Source organism: Pseudoalteromonas piscicida, from assembly GCF_002208135.1.
GTDB classification, from domain to species: Bacteria; Pseudomonadota; Gammaproteobacteria; order Enterobacterales; family Alteromonadaceae; genus Pseudoalteromonas; species Pseudoalteromonas piscicida_A.
The window spans coordinates 2,007,285-2,030,682 of record NZ_CP021646.1 but is presented as its reverse complement, the minus strand read 5'-3'; the positions used below and the strand labels follow the sequence as shown (position 1 = coordinate 2,030,682).

18 protein-coding genes, 2 pseudogenes and 1 riboswitch are annotated in these 23,398 nt (G+C 42.5%); of the genes and pseudogenes, 11 read left to right on the top strand and 9 right to left on the bottom strand.

Annotated elements, in window-relative coordinates; all coding sequences use genetic code 11:
- Positions 1-41 precede the first annotated feature (41 nt).
- The 3 genes from B1L02_RS09555 (at position 42) to B1L02_RS09545 (ending at position 4,027) form a co-directional block, all read left to right on the top strand.
- A complete protein-coding gene (locus B1L02_RS09555) occupies positions 42-1,682 on the top strand; it encodes a phosphodiester glycosidase family protein (protein WP_157757231.1) in 1,641 nt (546 codons plus the stop codon).
- A 369-nt stretch (positions 1,683-2,051) separates the two neighbouring features.
- Positions 2,052-3,239 carry a phosphodiester glycosidase family protein gene (locus B1L02_RS09550; protein ID WP_157757230.1) on the top strand — a complete coding sequence of 396 codons (1,188 nt, stop codon included), beginning with the start codon at positions 2,052-2,054 and terminating at the stop codon, positions 3,237-3,239.
- Between the two features lie 74 nt (positions 3,240-3,313).
- Entirely contained in the window at positions 3,314-4,027 is a 714-nt protein-coding gene (locus B1L02_RS09545; RefSeq protein WP_151208244.1) for a hypothetical protein, read from the top strand.
- Positions 4,028-4,132: 105 nt separating this feature from the next.
- On the opposite strand, the pseudogene B1L02_RS09540 reads toward B1L02_RS09545, so the two are convergent.
- The 4 genes and pseudogenes from B1L02_RS09540 to tnpA all read right to left on the bottom strand — a co-directional run.
- Positions 4,133-4,314, bottom strand: a pseudogene (locus B1L02_RS09540) (IS3 family transposase); the annotation flags it as partial.
- A 56-nt stretch (positions 4,315-4,370) separates the two neighbouring features.
- Positions 4,371-5,858: an IS66 family transposase gene (gene tnpC / locus B1L02_RS09535; RefSeq protein ID WP_088530846.1), complete on the bottom strand. Its 1,488-nt coding sequence runs from the start codon at positions 5,856-5,858 to the stop codon at positions 4,371-4,373.
- Positions 5,859-5,938: 80 nt separating this feature from the next.
- Positions 5,939-6,283 (bottom strand): IS66 family insertion sequence element accessory protein TnpB, encoded by a 345-nt coding sequence (gene tnpB, locus B1L02_RS09530; RefSeq protein WP_088530845.1) that lies wholly within the window; start codon positions 6,281-6,283, stop codon positions 5,939-5,941.
- Positions 6,280-6,591, bottom strand: coding sequence for an IS66 family insertion sequence element accessory protein TnpA (gene tnpA / locus B1L02_RS09525; RefSeq protein WP_088530844.1), 312 nt, complete (start codon positions 6,589-6,591; stop codon positions 6,280-6,282). The genes tnpB and tnpA overlap by 4 nt, the downstream gene beginning before the upstream one ends.
- A gap of 85 nt (positions 6,592-6,676) precedes the next feature.
- On the opposite strand from tnpA, the pseudogene B1L02_RS09520 reads away from it, so the two are divergent.
- Positions 6,677-6,859: pseudogene (locus B1L02_RS09520) on the top strand (integrase core domain-containing protein); the annotation flags it as partial.
- Positions 6,860-7,039: 180 nt separating this feature from the next.
- Here B1L02_RS09520 and B1L02_RS09515 read toward each other — a convergent pair.
- The 4 genes from B1L02_RS09515 to B1L02_RS09500 all read right to left on the bottom strand — a co-directional run bounded on the left by B1L02_RS09515 (position 7,040) and on the right by B1L02_RS09500 (position 12,270).
- Complete coding sequence (locus B1L02_RS09515) at positions 7,040-7,591, bottom strand: DUF4136 domain-containing protein (protein WP_010371911.1); 552 nt, start codon at positions 7,589-7,591, stop codon at positions 7,040-7,042.
- A gap of 107 nt (positions 7,592-7,698) precedes the next feature.
- Positions 7,699-10,476: an ATPase gene (locus tag B1L02_RS09510; RefSeq protein WP_088530842.1), complete on the bottom strand. Its 2,778-nt coding sequence runs from the start codon at positions 10,474-10,476 to the stop codon at positions 7,699-7,701.
- Entirely contained in the window at positions 10,473-11,021 is a 549-nt protein-coding gene (locus B1L02_RS09505; RefSeq protein WP_088530841.1) for a condensin complex protein MksE, read from the bottom strand. Before B1L02_RS09505 ends, B1L02_RS09510 begins: the two co-directional genes overlap by 4 nt.
- Before the next feature lie 4 nt (positions 11,022-11,025).
- On the bottom strand, positions 11,026-12,270 hold the full coding sequence (locus B1L02_RS09500) for a hypothetical protein (RefSeq protein ID WP_088530840.1): 1,245 nt from the start codon (positions 12,268-12,270) through the stop codon (positions 11,026-11,028).
- Between the two features lie 156 nt (positions 12,271-12,426).
- Between B1L02_RS09500 and nhaD the strand changes: the two genes are divergently transcribed.
- The 4 genes from nhaD to B1L02_RS09480 all read left to right on the top strand — a co-directional run bounded on the left by nhaD (position 12,427) and on the right by B1L02_RS09480 (position 17,481).
- On the top strand, positions 12,427-13,674 hold the full coding sequence (gene nhaD / locus B1L02_RS09495) for a sodium:proton antiporter NhaD (RefSeq protein WP_088530839.1): 1,248 nt from the start codon (positions 12,427-12,429) through the stop codon (positions 13,672-13,674).
- 144 nt (positions 13,675-13,818) lie between these two features.
- A riboswitch (Lysine riboswitch) is annotated at positions 13,819-13,989 on the top strand.
- An 88-nt stretch (positions 13,990-14,077) separates the two neighbouring features.
- Positions 14,078-15,424, top strand: a complete 1,347-nt coding sequence (lysC, locus tag B1L02_RS09490; protein ID WP_088530838.1) for a lysine-sensitive aspartokinase 3 — start codon at positions 14,078-14,080, stop codon at positions 15,422-15,424.
- Between the two features lie 121 nt (positions 15,425-15,545).
- On the top strand, positions 15,546-16,076 hold the full coding sequence (locus tag B1L02_RS09485; protein ID WP_088530837.1) for a DUF924 family protein: 531 nt from the start codon (positions 15,546-15,548) through the stop codon (positions 16,074-16,076).
- A 79-nt stretch (positions 16,077-16,155) separates the two neighbouring features.
- On the top strand, positions 16,156-17,481 hold the full coding sequence (locus tag B1L02_RS09480) for a sodium-dependent transporter (protein WP_088530836.1): 1,326 nt from the start codon (positions 16,156-16,158) through the stop codon (positions 17,479-17,481).
- 222 nt (positions 17,482-17,703) lie between these two features.
- Here the strand turns inward: B1L02_RS09480 and B1L02_RS09475 are convergent, their stop codons facing one another.
- The gene (locus tag B1L02_RS09475; protein ID WP_088530835.1) at positions 17,704-18,504 is read right to left on the bottom strand and encodes a DUF2989 domain-containing protein; all 801 of its coding nucleotides are present in this window, start codon (positions 18,502-18,504) and stop codon (positions 17,704-17,706) included.
- Positions 18,505-18,692: 188 nt separating this feature from the next.
- Between B1L02_RS09475 and B1L02_RS09470 the strand changes: the two genes are divergently transcribed.
- From B1L02_RS09470 to B1L02_RS09460, 3 genes are all read left to right on the top strand, one after another.
- On the top strand, positions 18,693-20,138 hold the full coding sequence (locus B1L02_RS09470) for a glyceraldehyde-3-phosphate dehydrogenase (protein ID WP_088530834.1): 1,446 nt from the start codon (positions 18,693-18,695) through the stop codon (positions 20,136-20,138).
- A 243-nt stretch (positions 20,139-20,381) separates the two neighbouring features.
- Positions 20,382-21,509 carry a M14 family metallopeptidase gene (locus B1L02_RS09465; protein WP_088530833.1) on the top strand — a complete coding sequence of 376 codons (1,128 nt, stop codon included), beginning with the start codon at positions 20,382-20,384 and terminating at the stop codon, positions 21,507-21,509.
- Between the two features lie 147 nt (positions 21,510-21,656).
- Positions 21,657-23,327, top strand: a complete 1,671-nt coding sequence (locus B1L02_RS09460) for an alanine/glycine:cation symporter family protein (RefSeq protein WP_088530832.1) — start codon at positions 21,657-21,659, stop codon at positions 23,325-23,327.
- Positions 23,328-23,398: the final 71 nt, after the last annotated feature.

Genomic DNA, 23,398 nt, shown 5'->3' with positions numbered 1-23,398 from the left:
GGAAGGAAGCCCCCAGAGTCCTAAAGTGAATGCTGGTTTTTATGAAACACATTTTTTTTATTCTTGCGACAACTGTCTTTTTCGCCGCACATGCAAGCTACACAATGCCTGAAGAGCTAAGCGTTGATACTATTTTATCTAAAGAGAATATGACCCAAGTTTCGCTAGGCCCCGGTGTAAGTTATATAGAAGCAAAGGTAACCCATGGGTCAAACTCCTACATTCTAGTCAGCAAATTATTAACATTAAATGATGCCAACGATTTGAAAAATCGAGCTGAAGAAATCTTTATTGAAAGACATGCCGATTGGGATAGAAAGGCTTTTAATTTCAGTGTTACAAATGCAGGTTTGATAGGCTCGGAGCAGTTTGACGTTGGCTATCGGGTGATCATATCCAGTTTTCCTGATGTTGCCACCGCAAAACTAGCCAAGCTTGAGTCAGGTGAGCTTAACTCATTGTTTACAGTTAATAATGCTTCGTATTTTCCGGGTATTCGTGGGCCCCAGCTCATTTCAATATTGAAAATAAAACCGAAAGAGTATAGAGGACGAGTAATTGCGACGCTGGCTAATGGTACTGTTAAAGGTACTTCTACTGTTTCATCTATATCAAAGAAACTAGGGGCTTTTGCTGGCGTGAATGGCGGTTATTTTTCGTATTCTGAATCCCTTGGTATTGTGGGAGATCCAGCGGGAATATCTGTGATTGATGGCATGCTTGTAAGCGAAGCGGTTCATGGCCGGCCAGCCCTACTTATAAACAATAATCCTAGCCTGACGATGAAAATTTTGCCGGATGTTACTACTTCAATGATGCTTAGCGTCGGAGATAAAAAGTTTCCAGTAAATGGGTTAAACCGAAAACCTGGGAAAAAACTTAATTGCGGCTATATCGTTGATGAAAAACTAATCACTAGTTCACATGACTCGTTATGTCTGACAAATGATGAACTTATCGTATTTAATGATTCTTTTGGCGATATCAGTATGAACGAAATCGAGGGGACATTTAGTATACTCATCGATGACAAAAGCAAAGTCGTTGCAATAAACCCCTCCAACTTAAGCAAAGTTCCACCTTCAAATATATTAGTGATTGCAACCGGGTCAAGGAAGCTAGATTTATTTTCAGATATTGATATCGGTACTGAGGTCATATTTTCAACTTCTTTGAAAAGTGGAGAGGACCCCATTTCTCTCAATGAAGGCACGTACCTAGTCAACGGAGGACCATCATTACTATTTGATGGAAAGATACAAACCATGCGCTGGGAGTACGAAGGATGGAGTCCAAAAAGCCGTGAAAACGGCAAACTTGCAGAGCATGAGAAAGATAAAATTGCCAGCAACGATGAAAAAAATCAAAGTGCGGCATTTTTTGATAGCTGGGTTAATCGACGACATCCAAGAACCCTGGTTGGAATAGCTTCTGACGGTGAGATCTACATCGTTGTTGTCTACGGACGTGATTCAAAAGTTAACTCTGGCGTAACGGTTTATGAAGCCGCAAAAGTGCTTCTTTCTCTTGGTGCGACTTCAGCAATCAACCTTGACGGTGGTGGGTCCAGTGTCATGGTGATAGACCATAAATTAACAGGTTTACCATCAGACACAAACGGTGAAAGAGCTGTCGCTGATGCAATACTACTCCTTTATGGAGAAGATAGGGAAAGCAAGTGATGAATGCTTTATAAATTAAACAAAACTGCCTTTTTATCATCATGGTATAGACGCAGTGTTGATGTGGGAGGAATGGTTGGAATTAGAATTTTTTAGTATTGAAATTGTAAAGTTATTTATTGTTCTACCATGAATAAGAGCGCGCATTCTACTTAATTGAGAAAAATAATACTAAAACGGTTTTTATATTTTTATTTGAATATATTATTGGTATTTGGTTTTATTTATCATGGTTTTTTGTGCGTTTTAATTTTGGTAGGTTGGGTGCCGTGATCTTTGGTTTGTGTTGCTTTCTATAATTAAGAGTGTGTAGATGGTTAATGTTTTTGCGGTGCTGTTTGATTATTCTTAATGTTTAGGAGCGATATCATGATTAATAGTAAATTAGCTAAAATTCCATTGTCACTAGGTGTCAGCTTGTGTATTGGGCTGATATCGACAACTGCGTTTAGCGCGAATATAGATTTATTCAAATTAGATCAAAATCATAATACTACAGACGGAACTTCTTTTAAGAATTTAGAGGGGTTTCTACTAGTGATAAAGGATACACGTAAGGTGAAATTTACAATTCCAAAACTGGGGGAGTTTGATGTCGCGTGTGACTCTCTGGACAATTCATTCAGTACCGCTAGACAATTTTGTGTTAGCGGAATCGGTCTGACGTGTAAACAAGTCTATAATTTTCAAAACGGTATATACAAGCCCACTAGTCGTAGCGACGACCTAGTACCAATGAAACCTGTAATCAATTATGTAAACCATTATCATAATAAAAATACAAACAAAAAAGTAGTTGGGATTAACCTAGGCTTTTTCGATTTGACGCCCTTCCCTAATCGAAGTACTAACCAAAGTGTGTGGAAACCACTTTATCAAGAGGCTTGTGGCCTAAATCTAGGCACCTTATATTCAAATGAAAATAAAAAATATTACTCACACTTTGGGGACAAGGAGAAGCTTCCTTCAGGTGTTGATGATGCGCCATTTTCCACGCTTATAATACATAGCAATGGAGATTTAGATGATTCTAAGAGATTTGATATTGAACCAAGAATTAAATCTAAAAGTCTCGCTTTTTCCGGAGTATTACTTCGCAGAAATGGAGTTGATAGAGGTGAAATTTATTTGCCTAAATTTGTTCAAGACAAAGCATCTTCTGCTGTTGCAAGAACTGCGGTAGGCTACAAAATTGGTGAATATAAAATGAAATTTTTAGTGGTACAGGGAGGCCGGGCATCTGGTGCAAAAGGCTTGACGATAGATGATGTGAAGAAATTTTTTGCTGTTTCCGATGGATATGACAGCGTCATGTTGTTGGATGGAAGTGGTTCTTCTCAACTTGCGGCTAATTTCAGTGCTTCAACTATACAATCACCGACTACTACTGGTAGAACAAACTGCATCCATAAAAATGTAAAAACTTGCACATTAAAAGGGGATGTAGTGGGAAATGCATATGTCAGTCATTGGAATTCAAAATACAAGACCCCTTATGGGAATTATAATTCATCAGTCGATAGACGAACTCCAAACGTTTTACTCGTCATTGATTGATGATGATTAGAGTTGTTACAAAGGTTCATGGAGGAACCTGCACGTTTGCTGCTGTGATTATGGGGGAGGTGATAATGAAAATATCTTTAAAACTGCTTATTTTGTCTAATCTAATGGTAGCATTGATGGTGTTTTTTTTCACGGCTGCATTTGACAGAAGGCAAGACAAGGAGGGTGCTGTTTTGGATAAGGAAAAGCAGGAACTACCTCAGCCGCTGGGTTTAAATAAAAACTTAATAGGACATGATTTTGATATTGAGGCGATCGGCGATGAGGTCGCCAAGGTGAACACTGATGAAGGAAGATGTGAGCCATTGGTTGATGCTGAGGTAAATAAACAGGCCGACAACGAACAAATAGACCGTTTTTACAACTGGTTTTCATCTGTAAAAAAAAGACTTGATAATATAAACCAGATAAAGTACCCCAGTGATGTTTTAATCATCGCAAGAGGAATAATGGCTGAAAATGATTCTGATCATGACGCGGCTTTGTCTAAGGAAGAGCTTTCATCCATAGGATATCTTTATGTCATGAATAGAGAAGCATTTGAAGGCGAGCAGGAAGCGTTAGCAACGACCGATAGCCAGGTTACTTTATATTTATCGGATGTGGAATTAATGCTTACGGATTTATTTTATATTTCAGATGCTAACCAAGATGGAGTGCTCAATAGTGATGAGCTTGATTTTTTTAAGAGAAGCCTTTATCCAGAAGAGATTGAATATATTATGATGTTCAATAAACTGCTTACAGCGATGTCGGCCTATCAATCGGGTCTGCCTTAATATCATCAACAGGGTGAAAACGAGATCTTTTGCTCGCGTTGGTATATGTGTACTAGCTCAGACTTGACCTGACAGTTACCCGTTTTTCAATCGGTGACTGTCAGCCTAGATTTGGGCTAAATTTTTTTCAACCCAGATCGATTTCCCATCTAATAATGTTTCAAGTGGCGTTCTGCCACAGCATTTTTCCCTTGGTGGGTTCGGTCATTATTGTAGTAATTTATCCACTCGTCCAGATCCTTTTGGAGCTCTTCCAGTGAACTGTATAACTTTTTGCGAAATGTCACTTACGCTACGGTTACCTCGGATGGTAAATACATAGTGAGCGTGCAGCGAACCACACCTAGAGATTAACATTCCAGGGTAGTAAGCTGTCGATATCACACTGTGGTTGAGCCAATTCGTTTAAGCAGTGCATCACATAGTCGAATGGGGTCAGGCCGTTTGCTCTGGCGGTTTCGATTACACTATAGAGGATTGCGCTGCTTTCAGCGCCACTTGTGGTGAAGCTAAACAGCCAGTTCTTTCGCCCTATCACGAACGGTTTGATTGCGCGCTCTGCTCGGTTGTTGTCTATCTTTAGGTGTCCGTCATCCAGGTAGCGGATAAGTTTCGGCCATTGTCTTAGCGTGTAGTGGACAGCCTCGCCCAGCTTTGATTTTGGAACCACCGTTTGTGCTGATTTATCTAACCAGGTTTTAAACTGTGCCAGCAGCGGAGCCGCTTGCTGTGCCCGTGCAGCTTGGCGCACCTCAGCGCTTGCTGTTTTGTGCGCTGTTTCAACTCGATATAGTTTTTGAATATGGTTGAGCGCCCAGTTCGCCTTGCCGGTTTTACCTTTGGCCTGCGCATCCGCAGCTTCTTTGAACTTGCGTCTTGCGTGTGCCCAGCAACCAACCAGTGTCGCTTGTGTTTGTTCGTAACCTGCATAACCATCAACTTGCAGATAGCCGTTGTAGCCCTGTAAAAATGCCACAGGACAGCGACCCGCGCGACTATTCTGATAGTCGAACAGGGCGATATTGGGGATGCTTGCCTCTGGCGCAGGCGAGTCCGTGCCGCTGCAATACAGCCACATGTAATTAGTTTGTTTGTCTTCTTTCACCACCTTAACCGTGGTTTCATCGGCCTGTATCACCGGTTGCTGTAGCAACACGTCGTGCAGCCTGTCGTAGAGTGGTTTGAATAAACTGGCACAGCGGATCATCCAGTCTGCCATGGTGCGTCTGCAAAGCGCGATACCATATTGTTTGAACAGGCTTTCCTGCCGATACAGCGGTAAACCGTACTGATATTTGCTGGTGATGATCTGGCTGAGCAAACTCGCCGTGGCAATGCCTTTCGGGATTGGACTAGGTGGTACAGGTGCTTGCACTATCCTGATCTGGGTTTGCGTTTTTTCACACTGTCGGCAACTATATTTTGGCCTGACATGTTCAATGACTTTGACTTGGGCCGGGATAAACTCCAGTTTTTCGCTCACATCCTCACCCATTTTGTGCAGCTCACCGCCACAACAGCCACACTGTTTGTTGTCGATGTCATGGACAACACGCTCGCGGGGGAGGTCTTTTGGCAGAGGCTGGCGCGTTGGCTTTTTACGCTGATATTCGATGGTTTCAACGTCTTGCTCTGGCACCTCTTCAACCAGCGTTTCGGCTTCATTGAATAAGTCAGCTTGCGCCGGATGCGACTCACTGCTGGCCCCGAAGCGTTTTTGCTGGGCCAGTCTGAATTGTTCTTCGAGGTAGTTATTACGTGCCTGAAGCTGAGCAATGATCTCTTCTTGCTTCGCTAACTGCTGGCGTAATACATCAAGTTCGTTTTGCATGAGTGTTACTTTACCAGCAGATTAACTGTTTTTAAATTAATAACTTAGATTATTTTACGTTCAAAAAGTCGCTGTTATGATCATACGTTATAACCATAACTGAGTGGCTTATGAGCAATGACGGACAAGCCTGACAGTAGCCATTGCCACTGCTCGGCAGTCAGCGTAATGACGTCATCGTCTTCTTTGTCTGGCCATTTAAACTTGTCTTTTTCGAGGCGTTTGTACCACAGTGCAAAACCGGTTTTATCCCAATAAAGCACCTTCAGCTTGTCCTTACTTTTATTGCAAAAGGCAAAGACGTTACCCGTCATTGCGGACGTTGCCATTGCTTGCTCAACAATCGCCGCAAGTCCATTGATGGATTTACGAAAGTCGACCGGCTGGCGATGTAAGTAAACCACTTTATTTTGCCAGCAGATCATGACAATGCCTTCAGCAGTGCTGCGAGCCAAAGGGTATCTGTTGTTGATGGCAGCAATACCGTGCTCTGGCCATGTTTGAGTTGCAACAGTGGAGGCTGGGAGACGGGCGCTGGCACAGCAGGCTGAGCAGCCACAAAGGAAGACTGAGGTTTCTGAGGCGCTTTTTTCTTATGATGCTTAGCGCGATGATAATAGAAGGATTTTGTACTGAGGTTGTGCTGCTGGCAAAAATCAGTGATAGACAAGCCACTAAGCTCCTGCTGTTCGAAAAGTTGCAGCCATTGCTGCGCGGTCTTGTGTTTAGGCATGTTCCACTCCGAATTGAGATCAGAGCTTTACTTTATAAGTTGATAACATCCTGCTGCTAGGTGTGGTTTAGGCGACGGTTACTACCAAAATGGTTTTGTTGAAAGGTTTAATCGGAGTTACCGTGAAGAAGTGCTAGATTTATACTTGTTTGAGTCACTTCAAGAGGTACGTGAAATCACAGATGAGTGGTTAGATATTTATAATTATGAGCGACTTCATGATTCACTAGGTGATATGACACCGATTGGCTATCTAGAGGCTGCATAAAATTCTATGAAATAGCTGTACTAAATTGGGTGGAGTTACAGCTGAGTTTGGCACTTATGCGAAAGTCGGATTTAATTAAGCCCTGACAGATAAAATTAAGACTTATTCACCTTAAGACTGTTTATCTTCAAAATAAAGATGAGGAATTCGGATCAAGCCAAGGCTTGATCCGGTTTTCGCTTAGTGTTGTGGCTGTGGTGGGAAGTTAGCCAGCAATTCTGAAATGGTTTTGTTAATTGACGCTGTTCTTTGATCTGGTGATTGGTTGCTACGTAAGCGACCTTCTTTTGCACCGCGCCAAACTAGCTGGTTAGACGCTTTGTCTATCATATCGAGTACAAGCGTGCCCACTTCGTATTCACGTGTTGTGGTCTGTGTTTGCCAACCAATACCCCAGTAGTTCCAACGCGCACCATACGTGGTGTGAAGTGAGTCAGATTCAATTTTTGTATCAACTGATGCGTGATAGTTAACCAGTAAGTCGGCCGATTGCGGATCGGTGAGGGTGAAACCTTGTTTGCTCATTTCGTTTTGAATTGCACTGCGGATCCGCTTTTCCATTAAGTCATTGACTTGGTATTCACGACCATTATTTTTTAGGTCCGCTTCGGGTGACCAAGCATAGGTTTTATAGTTAGCGAATTGTACAGACTTATCATAATCCCAATCAGGGGTTTTGGCGCAGGCCGCTAACATCAGCACCAAAGTGGCGATAACAATATTCTTAAACATGTGTCTTTACTCCTTAGTCGGATGTTTGCTCTACCTTAACGTGTTAAGGCGTTAAATGGTAGAGACAAGCATCCTTTAATCATTGTGTCTATGACATTAACTTGGGATTAATGTTCCACCTCTATCCAGTCTTTTTCATCCACCCAATTCTGACTACCTTGCGCGACACTGCGGATCGGCACCAAGTAGTCACAGCTGATCTGTGGTTTCACCGATGCAAAAATTGGCACAAACCCAAAGCTTAGTGCGGTTTCGATAATGGCCTTTTGGTTTTGTGGGTCGATATCCGCGGCTTCATCGATGTAAATTGGGATACGATACATCGCTTGCTCTTGATCAGATAATAGGTAGCGAATAAATAGCATGCCACATAAAAGCTTGATGGTGATCCGCGTACCGTTTGAGCCGGCCGAGTCAATTTTATCAAAGTGCTCAGTATCACCTGCGCGGTTGACCACTTCAAAGCGAATGTCAAAGAGATCGGTTAACGTCAATCCCGCTTTATCACTTGCAAGTTTGATAATGTGGTCTTTCGCCTCATTAACAGATTTCTCTGAACTAGGCTGCTCGCTCAGTAAGTCTAAGCTTTCGCCTTTTTCGTATAAATCCGAAGTGCTGATAATGGTATCTATGCTATCAACTAGCATCTTACGAGGGATGACATTGATTTTGAATGCCTGCAAGTTAGAGATACGATGCTGGCTTATGCCTTTGTTAAAGCTGTTCATCTCTCGGCGTAAGCGGTCTAAATCTTGACGCAGTCCTTTAATGGTTGCGGCCACTTCAGTGAGCGCCACTCGTGCTTGTTTATCGACGGCATCTCGTTCGTTATCTAAGTTATGATACGCGCTGATCAGCTTTTGGTACTTAATAGTAACGTCTGACTCGTTTTCAAACTTAGTGATCCCAGCATTGTAGATATGCAAGTAGGTATTACGCACATTAACGTCTAAGTTTCTTAGCTCATTACAATCTTTATTAAACTGGTGGATCACTTCAGAGAGGTTATCAAAATCTAGGTTAATTTCGATTTCGTACGGTGCCAGCTTACCCGAGTATAGGTCTAGTGTGTGGTCGATACGTTCTGACTTCACTTGCTTGAGGCGGTCGGCTTGGCGCACCAACAAGTCTTGTTTGCTTTTAATGATAGAGCGGCGGTCTGAAATCGAACCAGCATTACGTTGAATATCATGCAAATATTCATCAACTTGCTCTCGTTCCATTTCGAGTTGCTCTTTTAGTGCTTGTTGAGCATCAACAGATTGCAACATAGTTTGATATTGCTCAAAGCGCTTCATGGCCGCTTCGGTAGCCATGAGTTCATCATAAAGCGCATCACGCTCTTTTTGCTTTTCAGCGACGTTTGCTGCAACTTCACGCTGTTGCTTCAAGTCGCTAAGTGATTGTTGTAATGACTCCAGCTGTGCTTGCAGTTGGGCTTTGTTTTCACCGCTTTGCATTTGCACTGGACTTAGTTTTTTCAACTTAACGGTAGCGCCTGGAACTTTAAGCTCACCACCTTGAACAGACTTAGATAGCGACTCTAAAAATGCGCCAAAGGCATCTTCGTCAGTGATATCAATTTCACCTTGAGAGGTGGTTGAAAACGATAACAAATCTGGATTCAAGATCCGCGAGATCTCTTCCACTTCTTTTAAAGAAAGATCTTCACGCATACGAGTAAACAGGTTGAACTCAAGGTTCTTGAGTTGCAGTTTTAAACTCTTAATCTGCTTTTGTGTTTCGTTGATGCGAAAATCAAGGGTATGGAGACTTTGCCCCTGTGCACTATTAATAGAGAAGGAAAGTTGCTCATATTCCTTTTTCAACAGCGTTAAATTGGTTTTAAGCGTTGCATGATTAGTTAGTTCAAATTCACGTTTTAACGCGTGGAAGTCGGTAAACCATTGCTCGATTTGGGTTTGCTTACGCTCGATATCACGAGACTGTTGGACGTACAGCTGCTGCTTAGACTCAAATTCGCGCTTTTCGGCTTCTATGTCTTCTAGCTGTGTTGCCAGCTCTGCAATTTGCTCGTTGTGATAGTTATCATATTCAACCAAAGCTAAATCGAGTTTCGGGGCGTAAGCCGCTAATTTACCTTTTAATACCGCCTCATTTTCAAGCATTTTCTCAAGGGCTGAAATTGGCTCTTGCATCGACTCCAGCGCATTCAGCTCACGGCGCGCACGGTTGACCTTATCAAAAGCGCGACGCCAGACTTCATAAAAGTCGACTTTCGAGTTCGACATATGGCGTTCGAACACCTTGAGCATAAAGCGTTTTACGTCTTGCGCGCCGAGTTTATGCAGATTCAGAATACGACGGAATATTTCTTTGTATACAGGCGCATCTTGGACATTATTCAGTGGGATCATCTTCAGGTTGATATCACCATCAAATGGTGTGGCGCCACCTGTGAGTAGGGCATTAAGTTCTTGTGCTTTTAGCTCTACAGGCTTAAGTTGTTTTTCCTGTAAGTGATTAAAGAGCTTAGTGTACTTGATGATACTTTTACCTTGGGTGTAATCATCGAGGTTCAATTTGCCTTGATAGCAAAAAAACTGGTGCGCGTAACCGGCGATTTTACCCAATCCCGCAACGCCAATGACCACATCGCCGTGGGGGAGGTTGGCTTCCAGCAAAATATAGGATTGATCAGAAGAGAAGTAGAACTTACGCGTTTCTTCTAAATCGTGACCATCCCATTCAGTCAGTCTTAAATCGTTGATAAGTGGAAACTGCAGCGCATTGATCACCGAGCTTTTACCAGTGTTATTTGGAGCGCAGATTGACGCGCTTTTATCCAGAGGAATGACACACTTAGCGTATCCGGCGGTATTTAATAATGCTAGTTTACTTAAGCCGTACAACTGCTCGCTCATAGCTCGTCCTCAATATCATATTGTTCTTCGTTTACTTCCATTAGCGCGTCAATGTAGCGATAAATCGGTGCAAGTAGCATAAAGCCTTGCTCAACCTCCCGGGCAAGACCCAGTCTTACCATACGTAAAAACACGTCTTTTCTGAGATCTGAGCCCGAAAAAATCTCCAACTGATCAAAAAGGTGCTTATTGAGTTGCACTATGGTTTGCATTAGCTCTAGATCGCAGCTTTCATCAAATAGTACGCGAAGCGGATCTTTGCCTTGGTTGGCATAGTGCTCAATCAAAATATAAATGGTTAGGGCAATCGCGCGGGAAATTTTCCCCATATTTGGCGTGCTTTCATCGCTTGCCAAATAATAAAAGCCACGGGCATCGTGCTGTAAATCATGGCCTAAGGCCGAAAATAGCGCTTGATAGCTTTCTATCTGCTGATCTAATTCTTGCCAAAGAGTGGTGTCTTGCTCACTGATGTGATACCCGCTCACCAATTTTTTATTGATGGCTTGGAGCTCGTTGAGCATATCTAAATTAATTGTCGTCATAATGCTAATCTTGTTTTGCTTTGGCACTAAATGGATATAAAGAGAAGGTATGCGATGCGATAGTGATCTTACTCTTTTGTTGCTCTTGGCTAAGTGCCAAGTCAGATTCGTTGATCAGCTTTTGATAAAGAAACAGCATTTCGTCTGCTTCAAGATCTGGGTAGCTATCGCTTAAAAAGCCCAATAGTGCCTGGCGCTTTTTACCGGTTTGTTGAAATCTCGTTTTTACCGAGTTGTAATCTGGAATGTTAGGGCTTTGATAAGCTGGCACATCGTCGTGATCGGGTAGCTGATATTCTTCATGCTCAAACTCAACGAGACTTGCCATATAAGCGACCATGTGACGCTTTTGACCGAGGTTAAAGCGTTGAATGTCTGAAACAAACTCTGGCTGAACCGGTGAGAGTAACCGATCAACGCCGCGCTTTCTAATTTGCCCAAGGACTTTGGAAGCTTGGCGTGTAATGAGTGTATTGCGGCGTAGCTCTTCTCTTAACGGCATTAGGAGGTCGGCGCTGCGGCTCAAGCTTTCTCTACCAATGAGGTGCATATCTAAAATGCGTGTTCTGAGTTGCTCCAGCATACGTTTGTCTGCAGCACCACGGCCTAATTGTTCAATCTCGTCAATTTGCTCACTGACCTGAAGCTCTATCTGATCAAAACAGCGTTGGAATGGGCCATGAATATCAACCATTTCCAGCATAGGTTCGATATATTCGTCAAAAGCTTCCAGTACGGCTTTATATCTCATACCAAGAGACAGAGTAGAGGTGTCAGACTTTGCTTGTTCAACCAAGTTCATGATAGCGCTTTCGTTATGTTCGAACAGCTTAACAATCTTACGAACGCGTTCGTCCATAATGCGGCTAAAGCGGCGCAGCTCAGAGTAGTCAGCCTCTTCACCGGCTTGTGCGATGCGATTACCTAATCTTTCTAAGTCTTTTACCAGCACCGTGATCTCTTCCGCTAAACCGAGACTTTCTTCTTGTAAAAGGAAGCTGGCGAAGTCGGCGATTGCGCGGTTGATTTCTAACTGTGACGACTTAGCTAAAGGGATAATAATTTCTTGTTGGAGTAATCGATTGGTTTCTTTATAAATTCGCTCACTCGTCCAGCTGGGATTTTTCTGTTTTAGGATGTTTTGTACATCTTTTAGACTGAAATCAGCGAGCTTAAATCGTTTAAAAAGTAGCTCGAGTACGCTCCAGTGTTCATTTATCGTGTTTAATAATTTTTTTGCTGGGATCATAACTTTCCAGTGTGTAGTAGTTAAGTTACATCACTACTTCATCAATTTGTCACAAAATGTTTATCGTACGTAGCATGGGGACTGTGATGGTGCTAGAATCCGCCGCGAAAACGAACCCACCCCTTGTTACATTTAATTACAGGTTGTTTACGCATTATGGTCACGCCCATTATTCTAACCCTGATCGCCATCGCTTTTATACTCATCGTTATAGAAGATATTATTCACGTAAACAAGGCCAAAACAACGCTTTTTTTTGGTACTTTATGTTGGATTATCGCCTTTATCTCTCCAATTCATGGTCAAAGCCCAGAAATTGTACAAATTGAACTAGACCATAACATTTTGGAAATCGCGACCTTATGGCTGTTCTTAATGGCAGCGATGACGTTTGTGGCCTACTTGAACTCAAAAGGATTTATCCAAAATATTGTTCACCGGATCATGCCAACCCATATTAGCGAACGCAAGCTAATGTTTTTGGTTGGTGCTTTTGCATTCGTATTTTCGTCAATATCGGATAATATTACCGCGACGCTTATTTCATTAGCTGTAGTCATGTCTTTGAAGTTAGACCCGAAAAAGCTAATTAGATATGCGACGTTAATCATCTTCAGTGTCAACTCTGGAGGGGTGTCATTGATCACTGGTGATGTAACCACCTTGATGATATTTCTGGCCGATAAAGTAACGATCCCTGATCTGCTTTTATTAATTGCGCCCTCTATTTTTAGCGTATTTATCTTAGCTGCGATGCTGTCGATCGGCATGAATGATAAGATCACCTTTGAAAAGGTAGAATTACGCAGAATTGAAAAAACCGATATCACTATTGCGCTTATCTTTTTATCAACCATTTTTGCAACGTTATTTTTAAGCGTTCAATACCATGTACCGCCGATGTTGACTTTCTTATTTGGTTTGTCTCTGATGTTTTTAACGGCACAGTTTTTGATGCGTAAGAAGGATGTCAACAAGAAAATCATCGACTATATTCGTGAAATCGAATACGACACCTTATTGTTCTTTGTTGGCGTGCTGCTATTGGTTGGTGCGTTGAAAGAGGTGGGTGTATTATCTAAGTTTACCGACTTATATCTGCACCTTGCACCAGAATACGCAAACTACTTGGTTGGCTTGATGAGTGCTGCGGTAGACAATGTGCCATTGACGGCAGCGTTATTAAAAGCAGACATTACAATGACCCCAGCACAATGGCTAACCTTTACTTATGCGACTGGCGTTGGTGGTTCTATGTTAATCATTGGTTCTGCGGCGGGTATCATTGCAATGAGTAAGGTAAAAGCCTTGACCTTCTCGAGTTATCTTAAAATGAGTGTCTATCTACTCATTGCATACACCATTGGATATGGTGGCGCATATTTCGCGGGTCAGCTTATTTAACGTAAATTGACGTTATTTTTAGCCTTTGGGATAAGTTTTTTTATAAATTACTTGACACCTAGACGGCTAAAAGATAATTTTCTCCTATCGCCCGCATTTATTGCGGGCTTTTATTTTGCTTTTATTCAGATTAACAAAGGCAAAATAAACAGAAGAGGCGCGATGCTTAGGTAGTTAGTGTGAGGTGACGAGACCGATGACCACTAGTGAGGGAAGTATTCGCCGAGGAGAAACGTTGCTCGTCGCGACGATTCTTCGGTTTACGAGGCTGAATCCTCGGAACTGTCACCGTATTGGTGGAGAGCTTCTGGCAAAGGTCATTTCAAGCGTTCGTCTTTCTAGAAATCCCATGCCGAGTTCTCCTTATAAAATTTGACTGTGTCAACAGTCGAGAGGAGAGAAAATGAATTCGCAGTATGTTGTAGCCAAATTTGGCGGTACCAGTGTCGCTGACTTTGAAGCTATGTCTCGTTGTGCTCACATTGTTCGTGACAACCCAAATGTTCGAGTGGTCGTTGTTAGTGCATGTGCTGGCGTAACCAATCACCTTGTAACGCTAACCCAACAAAAGGAAGACGAAGTCGGACGCAAAGCAGTTGTTGCAGCGGTTGAAAACATACAGCAAGCGATTATCGATCAAGTATCTTTGGATGCTGATCTTGCTGAAGGCTATAAACAAACATTCACTGAATTTCAAAGCCTTGCGAGTTTACCTGCGCTTAGCAGACAGCAATGCGATGAGATGCTGAGTTTTGGTGAGCGTTTTTCTTCTTATTTATTTACCCAAATATTACGTAATAACCAAGTTCAGGCATCGCGCTTTGATGTGCGTAAAGTGCTTAAAACAGATAATCAATTTGGCAAAGCGAATCCGAATGTTGCAGCTACGCGTGAAGCCGCACAAACGAATCTGGTAGCGCAGCTTGACGGATCTGTGCAAGTGACACAAGGTTTTATCGGTAGTGATCAGTACGGCCAAACAACCACGCTGGGTCGTGGAGGTTCTGATTATAGTGCCGCGTTGCTCGCTGAGGCAATTGATGCGTCTAGCGTACACATTTGGACCGATGTTGTTGGTATTTTTAGTACTGACCCTCGGTTGTGCGTTAAAGCTAAACCCATTCCTCGTTTGAGTTTTGATGAAGCGGCTGAAATGGCGACATTTGGTGCTAAGGTATTACATCCTGCTACTATATTGCCAGCTAGCCGTAAAGGCATTTCTGTATTTGTCGGTTCAAGTCGTGACCCGCAAGCGGGTGGTACTTGGATTGAGAAAGAGAAAACCGCGCAATCGGGAATTCGTGCTGTGACACAACGTAAAAATCAAATATTATTGACTTTAAAGAGCCCTGAAATGCTTCTTGCGAGCGGTTTTTTGGCTCGCATCTTCACTATATTGAGTAACTACAATATATCCGTTGACTTGGTAACGACGTCTGAAATTAGTGTCGCACTAACGCTAGATAATGCGCCTAACGCATCTCGACCAGAGCTAGAACAAGCTTGTTTGGATGAACTAGGAGAGTTTTGTCATGTGACGGTGGAAAACAACCTTACTCTAGTGGCTATGATCGGTTCCGAGATCCAACTGAAAAAGTGCCAACTGAATTTGATGGATGTGTTATCAGAGTTCAATATTCGATTAATATGTCATGGTGCAAGTAAGCACAATCTGTGCTTCTTAGTTGAACAACAAGAGTCTGATCAGGTTGTGCAGTCAATTCATGCTAAATTACTAGAGGTTGCGTAAGTAAATTTATTGCCCTAATGGCACTAATAAAAAAGTTGCATTATTGACGTAAGGGTGGCACTTTGTTCATAACGGTTAGGGTCCGCTGACCTTGAAGTTTGTTTTCCCTAGGAGTGCCATCATGAATTATAAAGACGTTTACGAATTCTGGTTTGTTGAATGCACTGAATCTGACTGGTGGAAGAAGTCTGCGGGCTTTGATCGCATAATAAAAAATCGCTTCGGTATTTTGCACCAAATGGCACACCAAGGAGAGCTTTCGAGCTGGAGAGCAACACCCCTTGGCGCGCTGTGCGAAATCATTATCTTAGATCAGTTTTCGCGTAATATATTTAGAGATACTCCTAAAGCTTTTGCCAGTGACCCTCTGGCGCTATGCCTCACTCAGCATGCCATCGAAAAGGGTTATCACCGTCAGCTTAATGACACCGAATTGATGTTTTTATACCTGCCGATGATGCACAGTGAAAGTCGCATCATACATCGTGCTGCAGACCATTATTTTCGTGACCTGCCTAATTATGATTTTGAAGTCGCGCACAAAAAAATTATCGATAGATTTGGCCGCTATCCCCATCGAAACGAAATACTTAATCGCGATCCAACAGAGGAAGAAATGGACTTTCTTGAGGCGCCAAACTCGAGTTTTTGAGGCGCGCTTAGAACCTCTCGCATTTTCAGCGGAAGTACGTATAATCTGCCGTCTACAAAAATAATGATTGATTACAGACATGGCTCATACGCGCGATGGATTTCAAAGCCGCCTTGGCTTTGTGTTAGCAGCAGCTGGTGCTGCTGTTGGACTTGGTAACATTTGGGGATTTCCCACACAAGCTGCAAATCACGGTGGCGGCGCATTTTTACTGGTTTATTTTGCGGTGATCTTTTTACTCGCATTGCCTGCTCTGTACACAGAATTGTATTTGGGCCATCAAGCACAAGCAAACCCAGTAAAAGCACTTAAAACAGCCTGGCGTGAGGGCAATCCGAAAATAGGGGTTGCGGCGGGATATATCGGCCTTGGTGGCGCTATTGTGATGCTAAGCTTTTACTCCATTGTGGCTGGGTGGATGTTGTCTCATGCACTTGATCCCCTTGCGCAAATGGCTGAGCTAGATGCCGCACACCAGTTTCTTAGCGGTGATTCGATACTTAGAAACTTTATCTTTACACCACTGATGTTAATTCTGACCGCGAGCATTATTCTCAAAGGGGTAAAATCAGGCATAGAAGCCTGGTCACGCAGATTAATGCCATTGTTACTGGTGTTACTACTTTGCCTTATTGGTTATATGGCGACATTAGACGGTGCAGCTGAAGGGTTTAGAACGTATTTAGTACCGGACTTTTCAAAAATTAGCGATCCTGATTTGATCATTGCTGCGATGGGGCAGGCGTTCTTTTCGTTGTCATTGGGTGTTGGCTGTATGATGATTTATGGTTCGTACTTAAAACCGAACGAAAATCTACCTAAGCTCACGTTTAGTGTTGCAATGCTAGACACCAGTGTTGCATTTTTAGCCGGTTTACTTATTATCCCTGCAATATTTGTTGCGCAGCAAAATGGTGTCCAAGTATTTCAAGATGGTAAATTAATCGGTGAAGGCCGTTTGATTTTTGCTATTTTACCTGAGCTGTTTGCCAATATGGGTGAAGTGGGATTATTAGTTAGTCTGACTTTCTTTGTACTTATGTCTATAGCGTCGGTAACTTCTACGATTTCCTCAACGGAAATTCCGGTATCGTTTTTGGTTGAAAACCACGGTTTTAAACGTAAACAAGCGACTTGGCTAGTCACACTCGTTATCTTATTGGCATCGAGCACCATCATTCTAAACTTTGATTGGCTGTTTGAATTGGTTATTAGTCTCTTTACACAATATCAGCTACCTTTGATGGGATTGTTCTACTTTATTACTGTTGGCTGGGTCTGGAAGCGTGGTAATCAGCTTCACTTGGAATCTCGTGGTGCACATTACTGGTTTGCTCAGTATGTTAGATTTGTTTGCCCAGTCTTGATGACCGCAGTATTTATTAATGTAGCACTTGCAAAGTAGTGGTGATTTTTACCAACTTGACTTAGTACTTGCTCAATTTGAGGGATTAAATCTGACGCTAGCTGTGTTAAAAATTTATCATTTAGAACCTAAATAGCAAAATTTTTGCCGGGCTATCGACAAGATTTTCTTGCCGAAAAATAGGCCACTTAATTAAGTAAATTGATATTATTTTCAAAAACGGGAAGCATCGGCTTCCCGTTTTGGTTTTTACAACAAGGCTCAAAAATCACGTGGAGAGACAAACTCCCCGGCTTGAATGCTCTCGTAGGTCCTTTCTGCCAAGGAATCTAAGTTGGCTAAATCTTTTCCCATTGACGCCAGTTGGTTTGTCACCGGAATAATATCGATATCTTCAACCCCAGAAAGCTGAGCCACTCGGGCAAAAGTATATGCGTGCTTATACTTTTCGTGTTTGTAGAAGATACTGACTAAAGATGAATAGACTTCTGGATTAGGGGTGTGGCCGCTTTTATTCAGTTCTAATACGCGGTAGAGAATATCAACGGTTTTATCATCATCCACTTTGGCGTAAAACTCGGCGAGGAAAAGCTGAATTTCGGGATCGTTTTGCACTCTTGAGTCGTCCTGCATATTCAGCAGCTTATTCATTGCAGCACGATCATTGTTACGAGACCAGTGATAGTAAAGCAGGCCAGGGTGATTACTGTTTTTTGTTTCGTTGTAAATACGCGTCATTTCTTTTAGTGCGGTGAGATGACCTTCCACTCTTGAAGTGGTTTTTTCTTTTAATTTGATGTGCTCAATTTTGGCGGCGCGAGAAACACATTGGTTATAGCTTTCTAAATTTTGCAACAAGTCATATTTGTTATCGTCCGTCGGTGACTTGTATTCATGGTAGCGCGCGTAGATAAGCGACGCGCGTTCGTCTTTACAGTGACTGTCTGTATTTAAGTCTTCACAAAAACCAGGCGTTTCGCTACACACTTGGTTCAATGTTAGGGTGTCGTCGCAACCAGCTAGTAGTAACGCTGCAAAAACTAGCGACTTTTTAAACGCCATAGTTTGACCTCAATCATTTTTTATAATTATAGGGGGTTATGCCCGAATAAACAGGGTGGAGCTAATGGTTTACTAGTTTAACGCAATGAATTGTTCGGTAACAGTGGAGAATCACCACAGTTTAAATTAGAATAGCCGTGCCCATTCGGGCTATCCGTTCAAAGAAAATTGTTTATTAGGCAGAAAAAATGACCTTATCTCACGAGCAAGAATATCAAAACAGCTGGCAAGAGCGTCAAGATTATGCAGAAAGCATGCAACCCCTAATCGGTCGTCTATACCGTAACAAAGGCGTTGAAATCTCTGTATACGGTCGCCCTCTTGTGAGTGCAAGCACCATTGATGTTATCAAAGCACACAAAACAGTAGCACGCTTTGAAGAGCGCAAACTACGTCTTCGTGAAAGCTTTCCATTCTTAGAAGTGATCAGTAAAATGGAATTAGCACCAGGTCGTGTTGACCTTGGTAAGCTAGCTTATGCCTACATTTATAAAAATGCAGGTGAAGGCCGCTCAATCGAAGAGTTTTTAAATGCAGAACTTGCAGAATTACTAAACCAAGGCGCACGTCCAGAACCTCGTGACGTTGTTCTTTATGGTTTTGGTCGCATTGGCCGTTTATTAGCACGCCTACTTATCGAACGTGGCGGCTCTCACGCTGATTTACGCCTACGTGCAATCGTTGTTCGCGGTGGCCGCGATGGTGATCTTGAGAAACGTGCAAGCTTATTGCGTCGTGACTCAATTCACGGTCCTTTCAATGGTTCAATCACAGTAGACCATGAAAAGGGTGCGATTAAAGCAAATGGTAACTACATTCAGGTGATCTACGCAAACTCACCTGAAGAAGTGGATTACACAAAATACGGTATTGAGAACGCACTTATCGTTGATAACACAGGTGTATGGAAAGACGAAGATGGTTTAGGTAAACACCTTAAGTCAATCGGTGCGTCTAAAGTGTTACTTACAGCACCAGCGAAAGGCGACATTAAAAACATCGTTTATGGTGTTAACAACTCAGACATTCAGTCTGAAGACAAGATTGTTTCTGCAGCAAGCTGTACAACTAACGCAATCACACCAGTATTAAAAGCACTCAACGATAAGTTTGGTATTAAGAATGGTCACGTTGAGACCGTTCACTCTTACACGAATGACCAAAACTTGATCGACAACTACCACAAAGCTGAACGTCGTGGTCGTAGTGCGGCATTGAACATGGTTATTACTTCAACGGGTGCTGCGAAAGCGGTTGCTAAAGCACTTCCAGAGCTTGCTGGTAAATTAACTGGTAACGCTATCCGTGTACCAACACCAAACGTGTCAATGGCTATTCTTAACCTAAATCTAGGTAAAGAAACCACTGCTGAAGAGCTAAATGAATTCCTTCGTGAGTCTTCACTTTACTCTGAACTGCGTGACCAGATTGACTACACAGCATCAACAGAAATCGTATCTACTGACCTAGTAGGTAGCCGTTATGCAGGTGTTGTTGACTCTACAGCGACCATCGTTGATGGTGACCGTGTGGTACTTTACGTATGGTACGATAACGAGTTTGGTTATAGCTGTCAGGTTGTACGTGTAATGCAAGATATGGCGGAAGTTAAATTCCCAAGCTTACCTCGCTAACACCAAATTTACGATAAAAAGCCAGCACCAGCTGGCTTTTTTAGTTTTTGAAACAAGTTGGTTGTGGTAGGCTTGCAAAGATAGGTCAGCTACAATTAGCTAACAAAAAGTTACACCTCGACTTTGTGCAAAGGCAGTCAGCGTATTACCTCTCTTTGAAGTTTAATATTGTTCTGGACTGACGCAAAATTGAGCATGGTAACAGTGTATTTACACCAGTTTTTAACTTATTTAGGGAAACCTATGCGCATTACGAGTAATTTCGATAGTGGTAATATCAAGGTGATAAAAGCAGAATCACCTGCGGATATTCAACTAGAAATCAATAAAGACAATGAGTCTGACTTTTTTCAATGGTTTCACTTTAGACTTGAGTCTACGCCTTTTTTAGAGCACAAAATTCATATCAACCAACTACTAAACTCAGCATACCCTGAAGGTTGGGATGATTATCATGCAGTTGCATCTTATGATCGTCAAACTTGGTTCCGTGTGCCAACACGTTACGAAAACGGTACATTAACTATCGATTTTGAGCCGGAATGTGCTCACACCTATTTTGCTTATTTTGCTCCTTATAGCTATGAGCGTCATTTAGACTTAGTGTACTGGGCTCAAGCACACGATGCGTGCGTTGTAGAGACTCTGGGTCAAACACTTGATGGCCGTGATATGAGCTTACTGACAATAGGTGAGCCGTCAGATGAGAAGAAAAAGATTTGGATCACTGCGCGTCAGCACCCAGGTGAAACGATGGCGGAATGGTTTGTTGAAGGTTTACTTCACAAACTATTGGATGATGAAGATCCTCATGCCGCTGCGTTGCTATCGAAAGCGGTATTTTATGTCGTGCCAAATATGAACCCAGACGGCAGTGTTCGCGGTCATCTTCGCACTAATGCAAAAGGCGTGAACCTTAACCGTGAATGGCAAACGCCAACACTTGAGAACTCGCCGGAAGTGTATTATGTATTAAATAAGATGCATGAAACTGGGCTAGACATGTACCTAGATATTCATGGTGATGAAGCGCTACCTTACAATTTTGTTGCGGGTAGTGAGGGTATTCCAAGTTACGATGAACGCTTACAACGTTTGGAAGACTCTTTCAAAGCTGCATTGTTAACTATTACACCTGAATTCCAAGATGAATTTGGTTACGATAAAGATGCACCAGGTGAAGCAAACCTTACCGTGGCTTCATGTGCTGTAGGTGAAGCGTTCAAAGCGTTAGCTTATACCGTTGAAATGCCGTTTAAGGACAATGCAAACCTACCTGATCCATACTTCGGTTGGTCAGACAGACGTTCCTATCAGTTTGGTCAAGACACGTTAGCAGCAATCTTAAATGTGGTTGACGACTTAAGATAAACATAAAGACGGGTAATCGCTATTTCGATTACCCGTTTATTTTTGTGTATTAAAAAATAACAAAATAGTATTTAAAGCAAATTAATATTAAAAAATAAGGTAGAACACCTCAACAGGGTGTAATAACAACAATAAAGGGGAATATTCGTGGATGCGTTAGGCAGCTTATTAGATAGCTTAGATGGGATGTTAGGTGGCTCACCTTGGTTCCCGTATGTATTGTTAGGAGTAGGTTTATTTTTTACAATCTATCTGAAATTTCCACAGATCCGATATTTCAAACATGCTTGTAAAGTCGTTACCGGTAAATATGATAAAAAAGGCCTAGAAGGGGACACCACACACTTCCAAGCACTCGCAACCGCGCTCTCTGGTACAGTTGGTACTGGTAATATTGGTGGGGTGGCGTTGGCAATTTCAATTGGTGGACCTGCGGCATTGTTTTGGATGTGGATGACGGCATTTTTTGGTATGACAACAAAATTTGTGGAAGTCACGCTATCGCATAAATACCGAGTACAAACAGATGATGGCACCATGGCTGGTGGTCCTATGTACTATATGGATCGCCGCCTAAACATGAAATGGCTGGCAGTACTATTCGCCATTGCTACTGTGATTAGCTCATTTGGCACAGGTAGTTTGCCGCAAATCAACAACATTGCTCAAGGGATGGAAGCGACCTTTGGTTTTGCACCAATGGCGACAGGGGCCGTGCTTTCGGTTTTACTTGCGCTGGTTATTTTGGGTGGTATCAAGCGTATTGCTGCTATCACATCTCGCGTTGTACCACTAATGGCCGCTATCTATATTCTTGGTTCTTTTGCTGTTATTTTCTATAACGTTGAGAATATTGTTCCTTCTTTCCTTTCTGTATTTACAGATGCCTTCACGGGTTCGGCGGCTGCGGGTGGTTTCTTAGGGGCTTCTTTTGCGTATGCATTCAACCGTGGGGTTAACCGAGGTCTGTTTTCTAACGAAGCGGGTCAAGGTTCAGCACCAATCGCGCATGCCTCGGCAAAAGCTGATGAGCCTGTGTCTGAAGGTATGGTTTCAATTCTTGAACCGTTTATTGACACAATCATTATCTGTACTTTGACGGGCTTAGTTATTTTGTCATCGGGCGTGTGGACTGAAAAGTTCGAAACCCACTTTGAGCGCTCGTCAATGGTTATCTTAGACGGTAAATATGACGAATCGAATCAACAAGACCGAGATGCATTGTACGCCTACTTGAATGGTAAAAAAGCGCACAATGTCAAACCTTTCAATGGTGAAATTGAAGTCGTGCAGGGTAAGGCAGTCAAAGAGAACTTTACCGTGATCCACTCGCGTTCTATTGGTGAGCAAGTACGTTTTGGTATTACAGAGCGTCATAAATACACAGGGACAGTTGAAGTGAAAGACGGCTTGCCGACAGACAATAGCATCAGCGTGATAGGTTACTCTTTAGTGCACTCGGCAGAGCTGACAACAAAAGCATTTACCCGAGGTTATTTGGGCGAAAATGGTAAATACATCGTTTCGATTGGTTTGTTGCTATTCGCGTTTTCTACAGCAATCGCATGGTCATATTATGGCGACCGCGCGATGATTTATCTTCTTGGTAGTCGTTCAGTCATGCCATATCGCGTATTTTATGTTGCTGGTTTCTTCTGGGCGTCGTTCGCTGATACGACACTGGTGTGGAAGTTGGCGGCAGTGGCGATTGTCGTCATGACGTTACCTAACTTATTTGGTATTTTCTTGCTAAGAAAAGAGATGAAATCTTCGGTTAAAGAATATTGGGAAGATTTCAACAAAGAACACAAACAGTGAGCGAATTTTAATTAAAATTATCTTGTCATTTAAGGACAAGAGTTCGCAAAGGTAGTAGAATAGGGCGCCTC